This is a genomic window from Mucilaginibacter sp. (assembly GCF_025359345.1).
Lineage (GTDB): Bacteria > Bacteroidota > Bacteroidia > Sphingobacteriales > Sphingobacteriaceae > Mucilaginibacter.
Genome location: NZ_JANYGQ010000036.1, coordinates 51,883 through 69,689, shown reverse-complemented (window position 1 = coordinate 69,689; position 17,807 = coordinate 51,883). Strand labels below are relative to the sequence as shown.

General features: G+C 44.2%; 10 protein-coding genes. All 10 read left to right on the top strand.

The annotated features are described in order from the left end of the window. The first annotated feature begins 9 nt into the window (after nucleotides 1–9). Complete coding sequence (locus Q0R52_RS25785) at nucleotides 10–249, top strand: heavy metal-binding domain-containing protein (protein ID WP_252792953.1); 240 nt, start codon at nucleotides 10–12, stop codon at nucleotides 247–249. 53 nt (nucleotides 250–302) lie between these two features. After that, nucleotides 303–1,577, top strand: coding sequence for an efflux RND transporter permease subunit (locus tag Q0R52_RS25780; protein ID WP_295800588.1), 1,275 nt, complete (start codon nucleotides 303–305; stop codon nucleotides 1,575–1,577). Then, nucleotides 1,574–3,469, top strand: a complete 1,896-nt coding sequence (locus Q0R52_RS25775; RefSeq protein WP_295800583.1) for an efflux RND transporter permease subunit — start codon at nucleotides 1,574–1,576, stop codon at nucleotides 3,467–3,469. Before Q0R52_RS25780 ends, Q0R52_RS25775 begins: the two co-directional genes overlap by 4 nt. Nucleotides 3,470–3,471: 2 nt before the next feature. Further along, nucleotides 3,472–4,701: a TolC family protein gene (locus Q0R52_RS25770; protein ID WP_295800581.1), complete on the top strand. Its 1,230-nt coding sequence runs from the start codon at nucleotides 3,472–3,474 to the stop codon at nucleotides 4,699–4,701. After that, the gene (locus Q0R52_RS25765) at nucleotides 4,676–5,845 is read left to right on the top strand and encodes an efflux RND transporter periplasmic adaptor subunit (protein WP_295800578.1); all 1,170 of its coding nucleotides are present in this window, start codon (nucleotides 4,676–4,678) and stop codon (nucleotides 5,843–5,845) included. Before Q0R52_RS25770 ends, Q0R52_RS25765 begins: the two co-directional genes overlap by 26 nt. Further along, the gene (locus tag Q0R52_RS25760; RefSeq protein ID WP_295800576.1) at nucleotides 5,835–7,085 is read left to right on the top strand and encodes an efflux RND transporter periplasmic adaptor subunit; all 1,251 of its coding nucleotides are present in this window, start codon (nucleotides 5,835–5,837) and stop codon (nucleotides 7,083–7,085) included. Before Q0R52_RS25765 ends, Q0R52_RS25760 begins: the two co-directional genes overlap by 11 nt. A 127-nt stretch (nucleotides 7,086–7,212) precedes the next feature. Continuing rightward, complete coding sequence (locus Q0R52_RS25755; RefSeq protein ID WP_295800573.1) at nucleotides 7,213–7,635, top strand: hypothetical protein; 423 nt, start codon at nucleotides 7,213–7,215, stop codon at nucleotides 7,633–7,635. Nucleotides 7,636–8,031: 396 nt separating this feature from the next. Further along, the gene (locus Q0R52_RS25750; protein ID WP_295800570.1) at nucleotides 8,032–9,675 is read left to right on the top strand and encodes a hypothetical protein; all 1,644 of its coding nucleotides are present in this window, start codon (nucleotides 8,032–8,034) and stop codon (nucleotides 9,673–9,675) included. A 550-nt stretch (nucleotides 9,676–10,225) separates the two neighbouring features. After that, nucleotides 10,226–13,897 (top strand): ABC transporter permease, encoded by a 3,672-nt coding sequence (locus Q0R52_RS25745; RefSeq protein WP_295800567.1) that lies wholly within the window; start codon nucleotides 10,226–10,228, stop codon nucleotides 13,895–13,897. Between the two features lie 284 nt (nucleotides 13,898–14,181). Beyond that, nucleotides 14,182–17,799, top strand: a complete 3,618-nt coding sequence (locus Q0R52_RS25740; RefSeq protein ID WP_295800565.1) for an ABC transporter permease — start codon at nucleotides 14,182–14,184, stop codon at nucleotides 17,797–17,799. The last annotated feature ends 8 nt before the right edge of the window (nucleotides 17,800–17,807 follow it).

Sequence of the window (17,807 nt, the reverse complement as noted above, 5' to 3'; positions counted from 1 at the left end):
TTTAAATAGATGAAAAAAATAATGCCGATGGCAGTTGCCATCCTATTCGCTGCTACAAGCGTTTTTGCTGCTCATTCAACAATCGCGTTAGCAGACACCACTAAGACAAAAAAGGTTAAACCGGCAAGGGTTCAGTACACCTGTACCATGCATCCTGAAGTAATCAGCAACAAACCCGGGAAATGCCCAAAGTGTGGTATGACGCTTGTTAAAAAGACCGATGCCAAAAAGAAACCGGCAGGAAAATAAAGATGTAATTCATTTCGGCCCCGCTTAAAGTGGGGTCGAATAAAACCTTTAAAATGATTAATCAACTTATTTCCCTGTCGCTGAAAAACAGGTATATCGTATTGCTGATCGCAACGATTCTTTTTGCATGGGGTGCCTATTCGGTTAAGCAAAACTCCATTGATGCCATTCCCGACTTGTCGGAGAACCAGGTGATCGTTTTCACCGAATGGCAGGGCCGCAGCCCCCAGATTATGGAGGACCAGGTTACCTACCCATTGGTGAGCAACCTTCAGGGTATCCCAAAAGTAAAGTCCATCCGGGCCACCTCTATGTTCGGAATGAGCTTTGTTTATATCGTATTTGATGATAAAGCCGATGTTTATTGGGCGCGAAGCCGTGTATTGGAAAGGCTGAACTATGCGCAGCGTTTACTGCCCGAAGGCATTACTCCAACATTAGGGCCTGATGGTACCGGCGTAGGGCATATTTTATGGTATACGCTGGATGCCAAAGGCCTTGACCTGGGCGAACAACGAGCTTTACAGGACTGGTATGTGAAATTAGGTTTGCAAACAGTACCGGGGGTTAGCGAAGTAGCTTCATTCGGCGGTTTTGAAAAACAGTACCAGATCAGCATCGATCCGCATAAACTCAACTATTATAACATACCCTTATCGCAGGTGCTTAAGGCTGTAAAAAGCAATAATAACGATGTAGGGGGCCGCAAGTTTGAAATGAACGGTACCGGTTACATTGTTCGGGGCCTGGGCTATATCAAAAATTTGCAGGACGTGGAGAATATCCCTGTCGGCGTTATCAACACCATTCCGGTAATGATAAAAGATATCGCGACCGTTCAAATGGGTGGCGACCTGCGCCTGGGCATATTTGACCAGAACGGCGAAGGGGAAGCCGTTGGTGGCATTGTTGTTATGCGCTACGGAGAAAATGCCGATAGGGTGATCCATGCGGTAAAAGATAAAATGGCCGACATAGAGAAAGGTTTCCCACCCGGAGTTAAATTCAAGATAGCATACGACCGGAGTGAGCTGATAGAAAATGCCATTGGTTCGGTTAAGCATACCCTCATCGAGGAGATGATAACCGTTTCAATTATTGTTATCCTGTTTCTATTCAGTTTGCGAAGCGCATTGAGTATCATCATACAAATACCCATCACTATAGCTACCAGTTTCATTTTGCTTAATGCCTTTGGCATCAGTTCCAACATCATGTCATTAACCGGTATCGCCCTGGCCATTGGCGTTATTGTGGATAACGGCATCGTAATGGTCGAAAACTCACACCGCAACCTGGCTATTGCGCAAGAAAAAGAAAAATCATGACCACAGCAGAAAGAATCAAAATTATAGAAGCCTCCTGCAAGCAGGTAGGGCGTGGCGTTTTTTTCTCCACTCTCATTATTGTTGCTTCATTCCTGCCCGTATTTTTACTGGAAGGCCAGGAAGGTAAATTGTTTGGCCCGTTAGCCTGGACAAAATCTTTCATCCTCGCTATTGACGCTATCCTTGCGGTAACGCTGGCGCCGGTGCTCATTTCCTTTTTTCTGAAAGGTAAATTGCGAACTGACAACCATAACCCCCTGAACCGGGTACTGCAAAAGGTATATCACCCGGTATTAAACTGGTGCATGACCTGGCGGAAAACCACTATAGGTATTAACATACTTGCTTTAGTAACCAGTGTACCGTTATTACTAAGCCTGGGTACGGAGTTTATGCCGCCTTTAGATGAAGGAACAATCTTGTTTATGCCGGTTACCCTGCCCGATGTTTCCAATTCAGAAGCCAAGCAGATATTACAGGTACAGGACAGGATAATTAAAAGCCTGCCCGAAGTAAAAAACGTATTGGGTAAAGCAGGACGAGCAAATACCGCTACCGATAATTCGCCAATCAACATGGTGGAAACAATCATTTTGTTAAAGCCCAAAGACGAATGGCGAAAAGGCATTAAAAAGGAAGATATTATTAATGAGTTAAACGCCAAACTACAAATACCCGGCGTAGTTAACGGCTGGACACAGCCTATCATCAATCGTATCAATATGCTTTCGACAGGTATCCGTACCGATGTAGGTTTAAAGGTTTACGGGCAAAACCTGGACACCATTGCTGCATTATCCACCCAAATGAAAAAGGCGCTGCAGGGCATTGCGGGTGTAAAAGACATCTACGTTGACCCGATCACCGGTGGAAAGTATTTGGATATTAAAGTGAACAAGGATGCCATTGGCCGTTACGGCCTGAGTGTGGATGATGTGAACGAGGTTGTTGAAAGTGCACTCGGTGGGATGAACCTCACCCCAACCATTGAAGGGCGCAGGAGATTTAGTGTGAATCTGCGCCTTGCACAGGATTACCGCAACAACCTGGACGCTATAAAACGCACACTGGTACAAACAAGTAATAACGGGCCAATTCCATTATCATCGGTTGCGGATATCCAAATCAGTGATGGCCCGGCTATGATACAATCAGAAAATGCCTTATTGCGGGGCACGGTATTGTTCAATGTACGCGACCGGGATTTGGGCAGTACTGTTGACGAGGCGCAGAAACGGTTAAACAACATGGTTAAAACTTTGCCCAAAGGCTATTTTATTGAATGGAGCGGCCAATATGAGAACCTGATCCGCGCCGAGCATACCCTGAAACTGGTTTTGCCAATTGTATTGGTCATCATTTTCGCCTGTTTGTATTTCGCGTTCCGGTCTGTCCGCGAGGCATTTTTCAGCCTCATCAGTATTCCATTTGCATTGATAGGCGGCGCGTACATGGTGTATTTTTTTGGCGTGCATTTATCTGTAGCAGTTGCGGTTGGGTTTATAGCCCTGTTTGGCATTGCTGTAGAAACAGGAATAGTAATGGTGATATACCTGAACGATGCGATGCAGCAATTAGTAGCCCTTAAAGGCAACTCCAGAGAGAACATTACCCGTGCTGACCTGCATGAATATGTAATGAACGGTGCTGTAAAAAGACTAAGGCCAAAACTAATGACGGTTTGCGTAGCCTTGTTCGGGCTGGTACCCATCCTATGGTCCACCGGTACGGGCAGCGACGTGATGCAGCCAATTGTATTGCCGATGATTGGCGGGGTATTAACATCTTCCACCCATATTTTACTGGTTACCCCACTGATTTTTTTAATGGTGAAGGAATATGAACTAAAGAAGTATGGCAAGCTTGAAGTATTGGATGTAAAGGAGCAATAACCATGAAAACGAAATATCAAATTATAGCCATAACGCTTGCCTGTTTTGCCGGCCTGTCGGTAAAAGCGCAGCATTTGTCGTTAGACAGTGTTTTACACCGCGTTGCGAATAATCCGGCATTGCAGGCTTACGATGCGAAGATCAGTGCACAGGATGCTTATGCCGCCGGGGCAAAAAGCCTGGACGCGCCAAAGATCAGCGCGGGGCAGTACCAGACCCCTTACCGGGTTAATCCGAATGGAGGGTCGTTTATGATCCAGGCGGAGCAAATGTTCACGAACCCGGCAAAACTCCGGGCAAAGGAAGATTACATGAAAGGCATGTCGAAAGTGACGGCAGCCGATAAAGGTTATCTGAAAAACCAGCTCATCGCCCAGGCTAAACAATACTATTACGAACGGGTGATACTGGAAAAGAAGCTGGCCCTGCTTGGAAATACACGGGGGCTACTGGAGTACATGCTTAAAGATGCCAATATCCGCTTAACCTATGGCAAAGAAAAGTTAAGTAATATTTATAAGGCCAAAGCCGAACTGTTTGAACTGGATAATACAGATGAGCAACTGAAAAACGAGGTCAGTCAAAATAATATTATGCTGAATACCCTGATGAACAATGATAAGCAAACGGCCTTTACGGTGGATACCATTATTGATGTAAAAAATTACGAAAACAGTATCACCGATACTGTGACACTTGTAGCCACCCGAAGTGATATTAAAGGGGTAAGCCGAAGTATTGAACTACAGCAATTAAATTCCCAAATAGAATACAGCAAGCGAAAACCGGATTTTGGTATCCAGGCAGCGCATATGTTTAGTTACGGGGGGATGGCTAATCAATACGTCCTTATGGCCTCAGTTACGATACCAATTGTTCCCTGGGCCTCTAAGGAATATAAAGCCAATCTTAAAGGCATCCAATATGAAGTGCAAGAGTTACAGCAAAAGAGGCTCGACATACTGAACCAGGCAGCAGGCCAGCTGACCGGCCTGAGAACAGGTATGAACAGCAAAACCAGGCAGATCAACAACTATCAGCAAAACATTATTCCTGCTTTACAAAATAGTTATAAAACTTCGCTGCAGGCTTATGATCAGAATACAGGTGATCTGCCATCGGTATTGAATGCCATTAAAGACCTGCAAATGGCAAGGATGGCGGCCTTTGACCGTTTACAGGAACTTTTATTATTACAGGCAGCTTATGAAAAGGAAAATGAACAATACTAAAACAATACTATTCGCCTTTTGGTTAAGCGGAATGCTGTTCGCTGCTTGTTCCGACCATACAAAGAAGGGGGGAGTTACAAAACCGGGCAGCCCAGCGGATGCAAATATTGGTTTAAGTACAGTTTTACAACCAGTCAATTCCTCAGTTATATCAACGGTAAACGCCATTGTGCCAAAACAAAAGGCCGTGCAGACAACCATTCCTGCGGAGGGATACCTTGATTTTGATACGCGTACTTTTAATAATATTGCGGCCCGCTTTTCAGGACGAATTGAAAAATTGTACATTAAATATGCGTTCCAGGAGATACACAGGGGGGAACGTATTTTTGACGTTTATAGCCCCGATATGGTTACTGCACAACAGGACCTCATTTATCTCAACAGAAACTCAGCCCAGGAAACAAGCCTGGTTAATGCAGCAAGGCAAAAATTGTTGCTGTTGGGCATGTCGGCCAAGCAAGTGGACAAGGTTGTAAAAACCGGCAAGCCATTCAATAGTTTACCGGTTTACAGCCCCTATGATGGCCATGTTCATGATGTGGCGCATAGCCAGATGCCCGGCAGTACAGCTGTCAGGCCCGACCAAAATTTCACCGATAATCTTCCTTTATTAATTAAGGAGGGTATGTATATAGAAAAAGGACAAGCTGTATTTAATGTAGTTAATCCCCACCATTTATGGGCCATTCTCAAAATTGACCGTTCTGCGGTTGCCGGTTTAAAACTAAACCAGCCGGTAAAAATCAGCTCACCAGATATGCCGGGTAAAACAATCAACGGGAAAGTCGATTTTATTGAACCGTTTTTGCAGAGTGGCGACAAAAGCACCAGCATCCGGGTTTATATAGACAATATGGATCATACCCTAAAAGTGAATGCCCTGGTTAAGGCGACGATACAAACAGGAGAAATAAATGCCTTATGGATACCAAGGGCGGCATTATTAGATTTAGGGGAAACAAAAATAGTGTGGCTTAAAAATGGTCAGTTATTTAAAGCCCGCCAGGTGAGTACAGGAATAATAAACGGGAATGAGATACAAATTACCAAAGGTTTAGCCGTGACTGATAGCCTGGCAGAAAATGCCCAATATTTAACGGATAGTGAAAGTTTTATTAAAACCCGGGAAAATGAAAAATAAGCACACAAGGATTTTGAAGTTTATGATAACAGGGAAGTGTATACTGTTTGTTTTAGTATTAGCGGCGTTGTTTACCGCCTGCAAACAAAAACCCCAATCGGTAACAAAGGCACAAAGCAAAGCCTATTACACCTGTTCGATGCATCCACAGGTACATGAAGACCATGACGGTAATTGCCCAATTTGCGGTATGAAATTGATCAAAGTAGAGATAACGGGTACTAATGCCGGTACCTCAGGCGATAAAATCATGCTGACGGCATCGCAAATCCGGCTGGCCGGTATTGAAACGGACACGGTGCGGGAAGAAAATATCGGAAATGAAAAAACCTTGACAGGAACGGTTAGCACAAACGAAAACCTGGCTGAACAGCTAAGTGCCAGAATTTCAGGACGGATACAACAGCTTTTTGTTAGGGCCGTGGGTGAAAAAATAACAATTGGCCAACCTGTTTATTCCATTTACAGCGAAGATTTGCAGGAAGCAGAGAAAGAATACCTGCTGGCGGTGCAGCAACAAAAAGTATTGAATAATCCGGATGTTGATTACAAGCAAGTAATAGGCGCAGCCGAAAATAAACTCAAACTATGGGGTATTACCAAGGCTCAAATCAGGAGCCTGGCTTCTACCGGAAAAGTTTCTGCAACCATAAATATTCAAAGCCCGGTAAACGGGACAGTGAGTGAAATAGCTGTTCATGAGGGCGATTATATAACAGAAGGCATGGCTATCCTGAAAACCCAGGCATTAACCAGTTTATGGGTGCAAGCGCAGCTTTATGCGAATGAAGCGGGAACGTATAAAGAAAATGACCAGGTAAGTGTCTCGTTCCCTGACCTTGGCGGCCGGGTAATAAAAGGGAAAGTTGAATTTATCAACCCTGAATTGTCTGATGCCTCAAAAGTAGATTTGATCCGTATCAGCATACCAAACACACAAGGGTTGATCAAGCCTGGAATGCTTGCTTATATTTCATTAGCCTCCGGCGCTCAGCGGTCTTTGGCTATTCCTGTCACATCCGTACTATCAGATGGGACCGGCGATAAAGTATGGGTAAAAAACACAGACGGAAGCTACTCGCCAAAGATGATCAAACAAGGCAAAGGGAACCAAAATTATATCACCGTCATTTCAGGTTTAAATGCAGGCGATATTGTGGTAACAAACGGGGCTTATCTTTTAAATAGTGAAGCTATCTTTAAAAACGGTAACGACCAGATGGGGGGCATGAAAATGTGAGCTTTTAAAACAAGAGATTGCATTTATTATGTGAAATTTAGGATATAAATAATACCTTTAAGACGTGAACCTGCGAGGCATTTTTTACGGGCATAATAAAATTTAAAAATCTTTTTCAGGCATATTAATGAGAAGACTGTGTGTATTTAGTTTGACGGCTTTTTACTTGTTGTTGACAACAGGTACCTATAGTTGTTTGCTACATTGCACTACTGAATTTGTATTTTCTAAATTAGGTATTATTGTACAAAGCCATGAAACGGCAGAAGATGATGCCCATAAAGGCGATTCTGATAAAGACGATGAAAAGTGCGGCGATGACTGTAGTTGCTGCTACCATCACGGCACCTATGTAGTTAACGAAAATTTTAGCGGATCTCCTGAATTTCAATTTTCAATAGTTCATCTCGCCATACTTGAACCCGCACCTGCGCAGTTTGCCCCAATACCTACCATTATAGGTAATTCTATCAGGTGGCCAGGCGCAACGGGGCCTCCATTTGTTTTTAGTCAACCAATCTACATCTCCAATCATTCTCTTCTAATTTGATCAAGCACTGCTGTCAATCGGCGGCCTGTTATTTTATTGTCGTGTAAATAACGCTTGTATCAATAACAGTTTACATTTCGATTTATCTGTATTTCCTCATTCAAAATTATTGTGCACACAGTGTATGTGGAATAATTGAACCTGGCAATTCAGAGAATTGAGATATTAAGCGTAATTAAAAACCTGCAATTCATTAATTCCGGCAACCGCCATTGCAAACTTTGTAAAACACAAGGTTTGAATGGGTATTTGTTCGATTCATAACGATCGGCCATTTTCCCGCCAACAATCACCACTCTTAACAGAAAAAGAAAACGACGCGCGCGAGGCCAGGCAGCCTGCCAGGAATCAAAGCGATAGATAACTTTCTAAGTTGAATCCAGGAAATCATTAACAATGAAATCACAAAATATCAAATACTTAGCGGCCTTTATTATAATGCTGCTATTCGCATTTCTGCAATGTTATAAAGCGGTTCATGGCTTGCATTGGGCTTTTGAACCCGACTTTGACCGGGATATCGGTTATATCCGTAACACGTTAAATGGACACTACGGCAGCGACCCTAATTATATTGGAGAAGACATGTGGTACAATCCTTTGCTGTACTTATCCGAAGCGGCGATAGTTAAAATTACCGAACTCCCAATAAATGTTGTAGTAGCAAGGGCTGGCGCATTTTTAAACCTTTTAGGGCCTATTTTCTTTTTCATAATGGCAAGAAAGTTATTTGACTATAAGATTGCCTTAGCTGCGTTGTTGTCCTTCCTTTTTTTAGCTACGGGTAATATGCCCGGCTGGGGCGGCGCAACTTATTCTCCGTTGCCGCTGGCTAATTGTTACGTACAGTTTATATTTTATTTCAATATTTTTTTGTGTTACCAGGCGTTTTCAACGCAAAACATAAGATGGTTTATTATTCTTGGAATATTTTTAGGTATAGGCTTTCTTGGGCACGCAGCCCCAACCATAATTATTATTTTAATGCTGATTTTGTTGCAAGGGCAGAAAGTTATCGCTGCCATAAAAGCAAAAGAATATTCGTCGATAAAGACCTATCTCCTGCAAGGCCTTTTTACGTTAATTCCGTTCCTGGTATTTAGTTTTCCGTTCCTATATTTTGTATTAATAAAGTACCACCTGCACTTCGTGAACCGGATAATTCTGCAATGCGCTCCCGGGATTTTCGCCAGGGCTAATTCGATAGAATTATTGAAATTAAACCTGACTTTTTCATTCGTGATAGCCGCAATTGGGTTTGTGACTTTCTACAAGAAATATGACAACCCGTTAATTAGAAAAATAATCCTGTATTGGCTTTACACCACAGCTTTCATGTACGTATACGAGGCCATTTTACCTGCGGCCAACCGTATATTGCATATTACCCTGCCTGATACGATCCCGGCGCTGCATTATTTCTTTTACCTTAAAGGGGTACAGTCGGTTTTCTTCGCATTTGGTTTCGTTTATTTAGTCGACTTGGCAATGCGTTGGATAGAAGGCTACACCGCTAAGAGACGCTTCCGGAAAATTCCGGTGGTACTTTCATCCAACCTGTTCGTAATATTCGTTTTGTTATATACAATCATTTACTACCCTATTTATAGCAACAGGGCTGATTTTGCAGTACCAAGGCAACAGGCGCTGGCTAAAGAAAAAGAAACAGATAAAATTGAGGTGTACGATTTCATCGTCAAAAACATACCGCTTGACCGTGTGGTGCTTTGCAAGCATGATCAATCACTTTTTCCGGTTATGGCCACCGGGATAAAAATGGTTTCTGTTGAGATCTATTTTTCGAATCCGTATGTTAGTTATGAACAAAGGGAAAATGACAGGAATGAGATGCTTTCCTACCTGGCGGCCTCAGCACCATCATCGGCTGAAAAATTATTTTCAAAATACAAGGTAAGCTATGTTTTATTGCCAAATAGCGCCTTTGAGCAATATAAAACGCCGGCGTTTCTATCAAGCAACATCATTTTTAAAAACAAGTCATTTACAATAATGTCATTAACTATGGCTGGCAACAAATAATTCATAGTAGGGTTGACTTTTAACTTAACGCAGGTTAAAGGTCATTTCCGGATATTCAACAAAAGACTGAAATGAAAAAGTCGATAAGATGTTTTGCTGCCAAGACGCGTGAACTTCAACTCAAAACCGAACGGCCTGATGTTCAGTATCGTTACAATAATCCGGATAAGTGAAAACACAACTTGCTATATGGCAAGTTGTTAACAATTTGCAATGACGATTGACGAAGTAAAACTACTTAAATGCGTATGCTTTCCATATTGCCACGTATGACCTGGTTTTCCTGGGGACGCAACTGTTTGCGTTAATTTTAAATTGATAACATGAGATCTTAGATTTAGTTGAAACGCTATGTGATGCGTTCCGGGGTTAGATACGGGACGCTTTTTTGTATTCCGGTTAAGTTCCTTGACAAAGACAATATCATCCGCACTCCACAACCGCACGCCCGTCGTCCGCTTTTATTACAATAAATATTTCAATCAACTCATAATATACTACATATCAATTAGTTGTAAATTTGGAACATCAATTGAGGCACTTATTCAAATTGAACCCATATACTTTCCATATCACCCCTTACGACCTGGCCCTCCTGGGAACGATATTTATTGGCTTGACTTTTACCCTGCAGTTATGGTTCACAAAAAGAATCAATCAGACAGCGAACCGGCTTCTTGCCCTTGCCCTGACAAGCGTCGTTTTGCAGGTGGCCTGGATATCAGGTATTGACATCAAGCTTGATGCCTACTATCCTCACTGGAGCTGGCTGCCGCTGCAACTTTCGCTGGCCCTTGGCCCCCTGATCTATTTTTATGTACTTAAAATTACCCGGCCGCAATATAAATTCAGATGGAAGGATCTGCTTCATTTTAGCCCGCTGCTGGTGGAGCAAGGCGTTCTGGCACTGGAGATTAAGGAGAGTATAAAAACGGGTGCAGCTACTTACGATACTTTCACCTTTCATTATGTAAACCCCGTATTGCAGCTATTGGCATTTTTTTCAGTCATTATCTATTTGTATTACTCTTTTAGGCTGATAGACCACTTTTACCGGCGGCAGAAATTTAACGCTGTGAGCGACAGGTACCGGCACGAATTGCGATGGCTGTATAATTTACTTACCGGTTTTGGTGCGATATGGTTGTTATGGATCCCCTTTACGGCTGCGGATTACTATTACCAATTAGGGCGCCATGTATATTATCCCCTGTATCTTTTTTTAGCAGTAATGGCTATCTGGATGGCGGTAACAGCATTTTTAAAGCCGGAAATTAGCGCGCCGCCTAATCCGTCTCCGGCTTTAAAGCCGGAGACGCCGGCTGAATTGAAGCAAAAAGGTATTTGGCTGAAAAAAGCTGTCGAAGCTAACCGGTATTACCAGGACCCGGAACTAAGCCTAAGCTTGCTGGCCGAAAGGCTTGAGCTGACTACCCATGAATTATCCCGTATAATCAATACTGCGCTCAAAAAGAGTTTTAATGATTTCATTAATGAATATCGCGTTGCCGAATTGATCCGGAGAATGCAGGACCCTGCTAATGACCACCTCACCTTGCTGGGTCTGGCATATGATTCGGGATTTAATTCAAAAACTTCATATAACCGTATTTTTAAACAATTGACCGGGAAAAACCCGGTGGACTATAAAGCCGAGTTGAAAAAAGAAGCCCCATCTTATAGTTTGGGGCTTCATCGCAGCCGGGCCGCGGTAATTTCGTACCGTCAAACCGCTCCGAAATGGGCGGACACGAAATTAAACCGCAACTATATGTTTAGAAATTATTTAAAAATCGCGTGGCGCAGCATCAGCCGCAATAAGGTATATACCTCCATCAATGTGCTTGGATTATCACTCGGCGTATGCGCCTGTTTGATTATTTATTTGATAACCAGTTTTGAATTAAGTTACGATACTTTTCACCCTGATAAGGACAGGATATACCGGCTCGTAACGTTGATGCAGGATCCCCAGGGAAATAAGTCTGAGGGGAGTAGTGGTATAATGGCGTTACCCATGACCGCACGAAAGGAGTTGAGCGGCTTTGAAGATGCAACCGGGTTTTACAATTATTTTGCAAAGGTTACTGTACCTGGCATCAATGGTGCCGCTAAAAAGTTTTTCGCGCCAAAAGAGGGTGAAGAAACCTCGCCGGTTATTGTAGCGGAACCACAATATTTCAAAATATTCCAATACAAGTGGCTGCGGGGCGACCCCTCTACAGCTTTAAGTGAGCCCTTTAAAGTAGTGCTATCACAACAGGAAGTGCACAAATATTTTGGTACAACACCATTGCAGGAGGTTGTCGGCAAAGAAGTTATTTACAATGATTCGTTGCGGCTTACGGTGTCCGGCGTTGTGGAAGACTGGGATAAGCATACCGACTTTTGCTTTAAGGACTTTATATCATTTGCAACCGTTCAGCATAGTTTTCTGAAAAACGATATCGATTTGCAAAGCTGGCGCATGTGGGATTCTGACTCGCAAGGGTATGTAAAATTGGCGAAAGGGGTAACGCAGGCCCAGGTTGAGAAACAGTTTCAGCAATTTGTTAAAGCACATATCAGGGTGGAGGCAGGGTCAAAAGTACAAATGTTGCTGCAACCTTTGTCCGACATCCACTTCAATAACCATTACCCGGATTCGTATTCGCGACAGGCGCATTTACCCACGCTTTACGGCTTAATGGCTATCGCTGTTTTTATATTACTCATAGCAGCTATTAATTTTATCAATTTATCAACCGCCCAGTCGCTGCGCAGGGCAAAAGAGGTTGGCGTGCGTAAAGTACTGGGCAGCAGTAAAAGCAATTTAACTATCCAGTTTTTAGTGGAAACATTTATAGTTACTGCCATAGCTTTGGTCATCGCGGTGGCGGCCGTTAGCCCCATCATTTCAGCCTTCCACACCTTTATACCCCAGGGCGTGGCCTTAAATTTATTTAGTGCGCCAGTGCTTTTGTTTTTGGGTGCCATACTTATAATAACAGCGTTGCTTGCCGGTTTTTATCCGGGAATGGTGTTATCGTCGTACCTGCCGGCGTTAAGTTTAAAGGGGGACGGCACATCGCCGAGCAGTCGTAAAAGCTACCTCCGGAAAACATTGATCGTGTTCCAGTTTACCGTGTCGCTGGTATTTATTATCGGCGCATTGGTTGTTGGGGACCAGATACGTTTTGTTTTAAATAAAGACCTTGGGTTTAATAAAGATGCTATCATTACCGTACACGCCAATTGGAATGACGCTAAAGATCAGCTTGATGTTTTTTGTAACAAGGTAAGGGAATTATCAAATGTAAAAATGGTAAGCCGGCACCATGCAACACCGGCAGCGCAACGGCATTCGGGAACCTTTATTGAATACAAAGGTGCGGGCGGGAATAAAATAGACGCATCGTTTGATTTTTGCGACGAAAATTACGTACCCCTATTTGGTTTGAAAATTATAGCGGGGCGTAACCTTTCGTACTCTGATACCTTAAAAGAGTACTTGCTAAATGAAACATGTGCCAAGGCGCTTGGGTTCAGCAAACCGCAGGATGCTATTGGCAAAACGGTTGAAATGGGAATGTCGGATTCAAAAAGGCAGGTAGTTGGTGTTGTAAAAGATTTCTATTCAAAATCGTTACACGAAGTTATAACCCCATTTTTTATGGGTACGCTAAAAGGCCGGGAACGGACCGTCAGCATAAAATTAGCCACGGGCAAAGGCGTCGACGGTTTTAAAGCAACAATAACGCAGGTAGAAAAAGCGTGGAAAAAGGTATATCCTAACGAAAAATTTGAATATGCTTTTTTAGACCAAACTATTGCCGGCTTTTATGATAAAGAGCAGAAAACTGCGCAGCTAATGAATACCGCAATGCTTATCGCAATATTTATTTCGTGTATGGGATTGTTTGGCCTGGCGACATTTACCGCACAGCAGCGTGTTAAAGAAATAGGCATCCGTAAAGTTTTGGGCGCCAGTGTTACCAACATAGTATCCATGTTGAGCAAAGATTTTTTAGTGCTGGTAATTATTGCGTTGCTTATCGCATCGCCAATTGCTTTTTATTTAATGTACAACTGGCTGCAGGATTTTGCTTACCGGGTTAATATTAGCTTGTGGATGTTTCTATTATCAGGATTAGCTGCTATCGTGATAGCCTTTGCCACCGTAAGCTTCCAGGCTATAAAAGCTGCGTTGACGAATCCGGTGAGGAGCCTGCGTTCCGAGTGATTGGAGATTAGAGACTGGAGGTTAGTAAAATGCTCATCGTCGGTTTAAGGGGGACGCTTAAACCGGCGCATTTACAAATAAGTCAGGAAGGAAGTTTTGGCCTTCCTGCACTGTTGCAATCCGGCTTAGCATCACAACTAATCTCAAAATCAACATACATTTCCATTCAAAACCGAACGGACTGATGTCCGGTTTTGTTACAGCACTCCTTGTTGCTGAAGTAATATTTAACTATAAATCAACTAGTTGACAAATTGGAACAGCGATTGAACCGATAAAACTGATTGAATACATATACTTTCCATATCACCCCATACGACCTTGCACTCCTGGGAACGATATTCATCGGCGTGACTTTTATTATGCAATTATGGTTCACCAAAAAAATCAACCAAACTGCTAACCGGTTCCTTAGCCTGGCGTTAGCCACTATAGTTTTGTGGGTGGCGTGGATATTGGGTATCGACCTACGATTGACGACCGCCTTTCCACATTGGAGCCGGCTTCCGCTGCAATTTTCGCTGGCGCTTGGCCCCCTCATCTATTATTATGTGCTTAAACTTACCTGGCCGCAGTATAAATTCAGGTGGAAAGACCTGCTTCATTTTAGCCCGCTGCTGGTGGAGCAAGGCGCCCTGGTATTGGAGATTAAGGAGAGCATAAAGACGGGTGCAGCTACTTATGATACACTAACCTTTCATTATGTGAGCCCGGTATTGCAGGTGCTGGCATTTTTTTCAGTCATAATCTACCTGTATTACTCTTTTAAGCTGATAGAACGCTTTTACCGGCGGCTGAAATTTAACGATGTGAGCGACCGGTATCGGTACGAATTGCGGTGGCTGCGTGATTTATTGATAGGGTTCGGGCTTCTATGGCTATTATGGATCCCTTTTACTGCCGTGAATTATTTTTATTATCATCAGTCGGGCATACACGATTATTATGCCTTGTACCTGATTTTAGCTATAATGATGATACGGATAGCGGCCGCAGCCTTTTTAAAGCCTGACGTTAGCATGCCGGCCCCAGCGCGTCTGGTGTCAAAGCTATTGGCCCCGGCTGAACTGAAGCAAAAAGGCATTTGGTTGAAGAAAATCATGGAAGCCAACCTGTTTTACCAGGATGCGGAATTAAGCTTACGTTCCCTGGCAGAAGCGCTGAACCTGAACCCCAATGAATTGTCCCGGATCATTAATACTGCCCTTGGAAAAAACTTTAATGATTTTATAAATGAGTACCGCATCAGGGAGGTGACCCGGAAAATGCAGGACCCTGCTTATGACCGGATCACGCTAATCGGCATCGCTATGGATGCCGGCTTCAATTCCAAATCTACCTTTAACCGCACTTTCCGGCAGATGACCGGGAAAAGCCCGGCGGAATATAAGAGCAGGCTGGAAAAAGAGCGCCCATCTTACACTTTGAGACCTTATTCCCGTTCTGCCGCGATAATTTCGTACAACGAAGCCGCCCCCGGGTGGTCTTTTGAGAAATTAAATCGCAATTATATGTTTAGAAACTATTTAAAAATCGCCTGGCGCAATACGCTGCATAACAAAGTTTACAGCATGCTGAACATCACCGGCCTGGCAACCGGCATGGCTGTGGCACTCCTGATCGGTTTATGGGTGATTAACCAATATTCATACGATCGTTTTCTGCCAGGCTATAAGCAAGTATACCAGGTTGAGATGAACCTGACCTCGCAGCATAACGGCACAACTACCCAAACATCCATAGCTTTACCACTAACCGACGTTTTAAAAAAAGAAATCCCCGGCATACAGTACGTTGCTGAAGCTGATTATATAGGCTTCATGAACCACGGCCTTTTGGTGGGCGATAAAAAGCTATACCTGGGTGGAGGTGCTGCAGGGCCGGAATTCTTTAAAATATTTCAATACCCTTTTATAAAGGGCAACGCCAACTCGGCCCTGAAGGATATGTATTCGATAGTTATAACCGAATCGACCGGCAAAGCGCTGTTTGGCGATGCTAACCCGATGGGAAAATCAATCCGGTTTGATAATTCGCAGAACATGACGGTAACAGGCGTTATCCGCGATATCCCTGCTAATGCCACGCAGCAATTCAAATACATTGTGCCTTTTGCGTACTCCGAAGCAACCCAGGGCTGGATAAAAGACGGACGCACCAAGTGGACTTACAATTCATTTTCTGCCTACGTGTCGCTTAAGCCGGGCGTCACTTACGGGCAGATTGCTCCCAGGATAAGGGATATCGTTAATAAAAGAAGCCCGGAGATGCGTTCGTCAAAACCCGAAGTGTTTATGCATCCGTTAACAAACTGGCATTTATATAACGATTTTAAAAATGGCAAACCCGCCGGCGGCTTTGTAGAATATGTGCGTTTGTTCAGTATTATCGGTATGCTGGTACTGGCCATCGCCTGTATCAATTTCATGAACCTTTCTACAGCGAGGTCGGAGAAGCGGGCAAGGGAAGTTGGGGTACGCAAAGCCATCGGCTCGGCGCGTATCGATTTGGTTTACCAGTTTTTGCTGGAGTCGGTGCTGGTCACTTTTATATCCTTCCTGTTGTGTTTGCTGCTGGTTCAGCTGGCTTTGCCGGCATTCAATACGCTCACGGGTTCTGATGTCCATGTTCCATATGGCAATATCGGTTTCTGGGGTATCATGATTGTGTTTGTGCTGTTTACCGGTTTGGCAGCCGGGAGCCGACCGGCGTTTTACCTGTCGGCGTTCAACCCGGTTAAAGTGCTGAAGGGTAGCATACAGACGGGCCGGTGGGCATCGGTGCCAAGGAAGGTGCTGGTGGTGGTGCAGTTTACCTGCTCCATTGCTTTAATCATCAGCACCGTGATTGTTTACCAGCAGATACAGTATGTGAAGGACCGGCCGACAGGTTACAGCGCCGACAGGCTGATAATGACCGACATGAACAGCGACCTTTCGCAACATTATGAAGCGCTGAAAAACGACCTGCTATCTTCGGGAGTGGTGGAGAGCGTGGCCTCATCAACCTCGCCGGCGACAGGCGTGTACAGTCATTTTTCGCTGGACAAATGGCCGGGCAAAAATGCGGGCGACGAAAGTGTGAACATCGGCGCGATATGGGTGTCGGGCGACTATTTTAAGACTTTAGGGATGACTTTTGCTGCCGGGCACAATTTTACGGGCGACTGGAAAAGCGACACGCTGAATGTGATTGTGAATGAAGCGACGGTTAGGCGCATTGGATTGAAAGACCCTGTTAATCAACTAATAACCACAAACATCAACCAAAAACCGCTAAGGATCATCGGCGTGGTAAAAGATGCGCTGATGGAGTCGCCTTATAAGCCAGTAGAACCTGCCGTTTTCGGGCATAACCCATTCGGGTTTGTGGTGACGTACCGGCTTGCGAAAAACGCCGGCACGCATACCGCGATAGACAAGATCGGGAAGATATTTGGAAAATACAACCCGGCTTACCCCTACCAGTACAAGTTTGTGAACGAGGAGTATGAGCATAAGTTTAACCTGGAGATGCTTGTGGGCAAACTTGCGGGCGTGTTCGCCGGGCTGGCTATATTTATATCCTGCCTGGGGCTGTTCGGGCTGGCCGCTTACGTTGCCGAACAGCGTACCAAGGAGATCGGCATACGCAAAGTAATGGGCGCATCCATAGCGCAGGTCTGGCTGCTGCTGTCGCGCGATTTTGTGGTGCTGGTGGTCATCAGCTGCGTCATTGCCTCGCCGGTGGCGTTCTATTACCTGCACAGTTGGCTCCAAAAGTACCCCTACCGCGTAAGTATTGGTGTTGGGGTATTCATCGTATCGGGTGTAGCGGCTATAGTCATTACCCTGGTCACCATTAGTTTCCAGGCGATAAAAGCGGCGGTGGCAAATCCTGTCAAAAGTTTGCGTTCGGAGTAGCAGTTGGC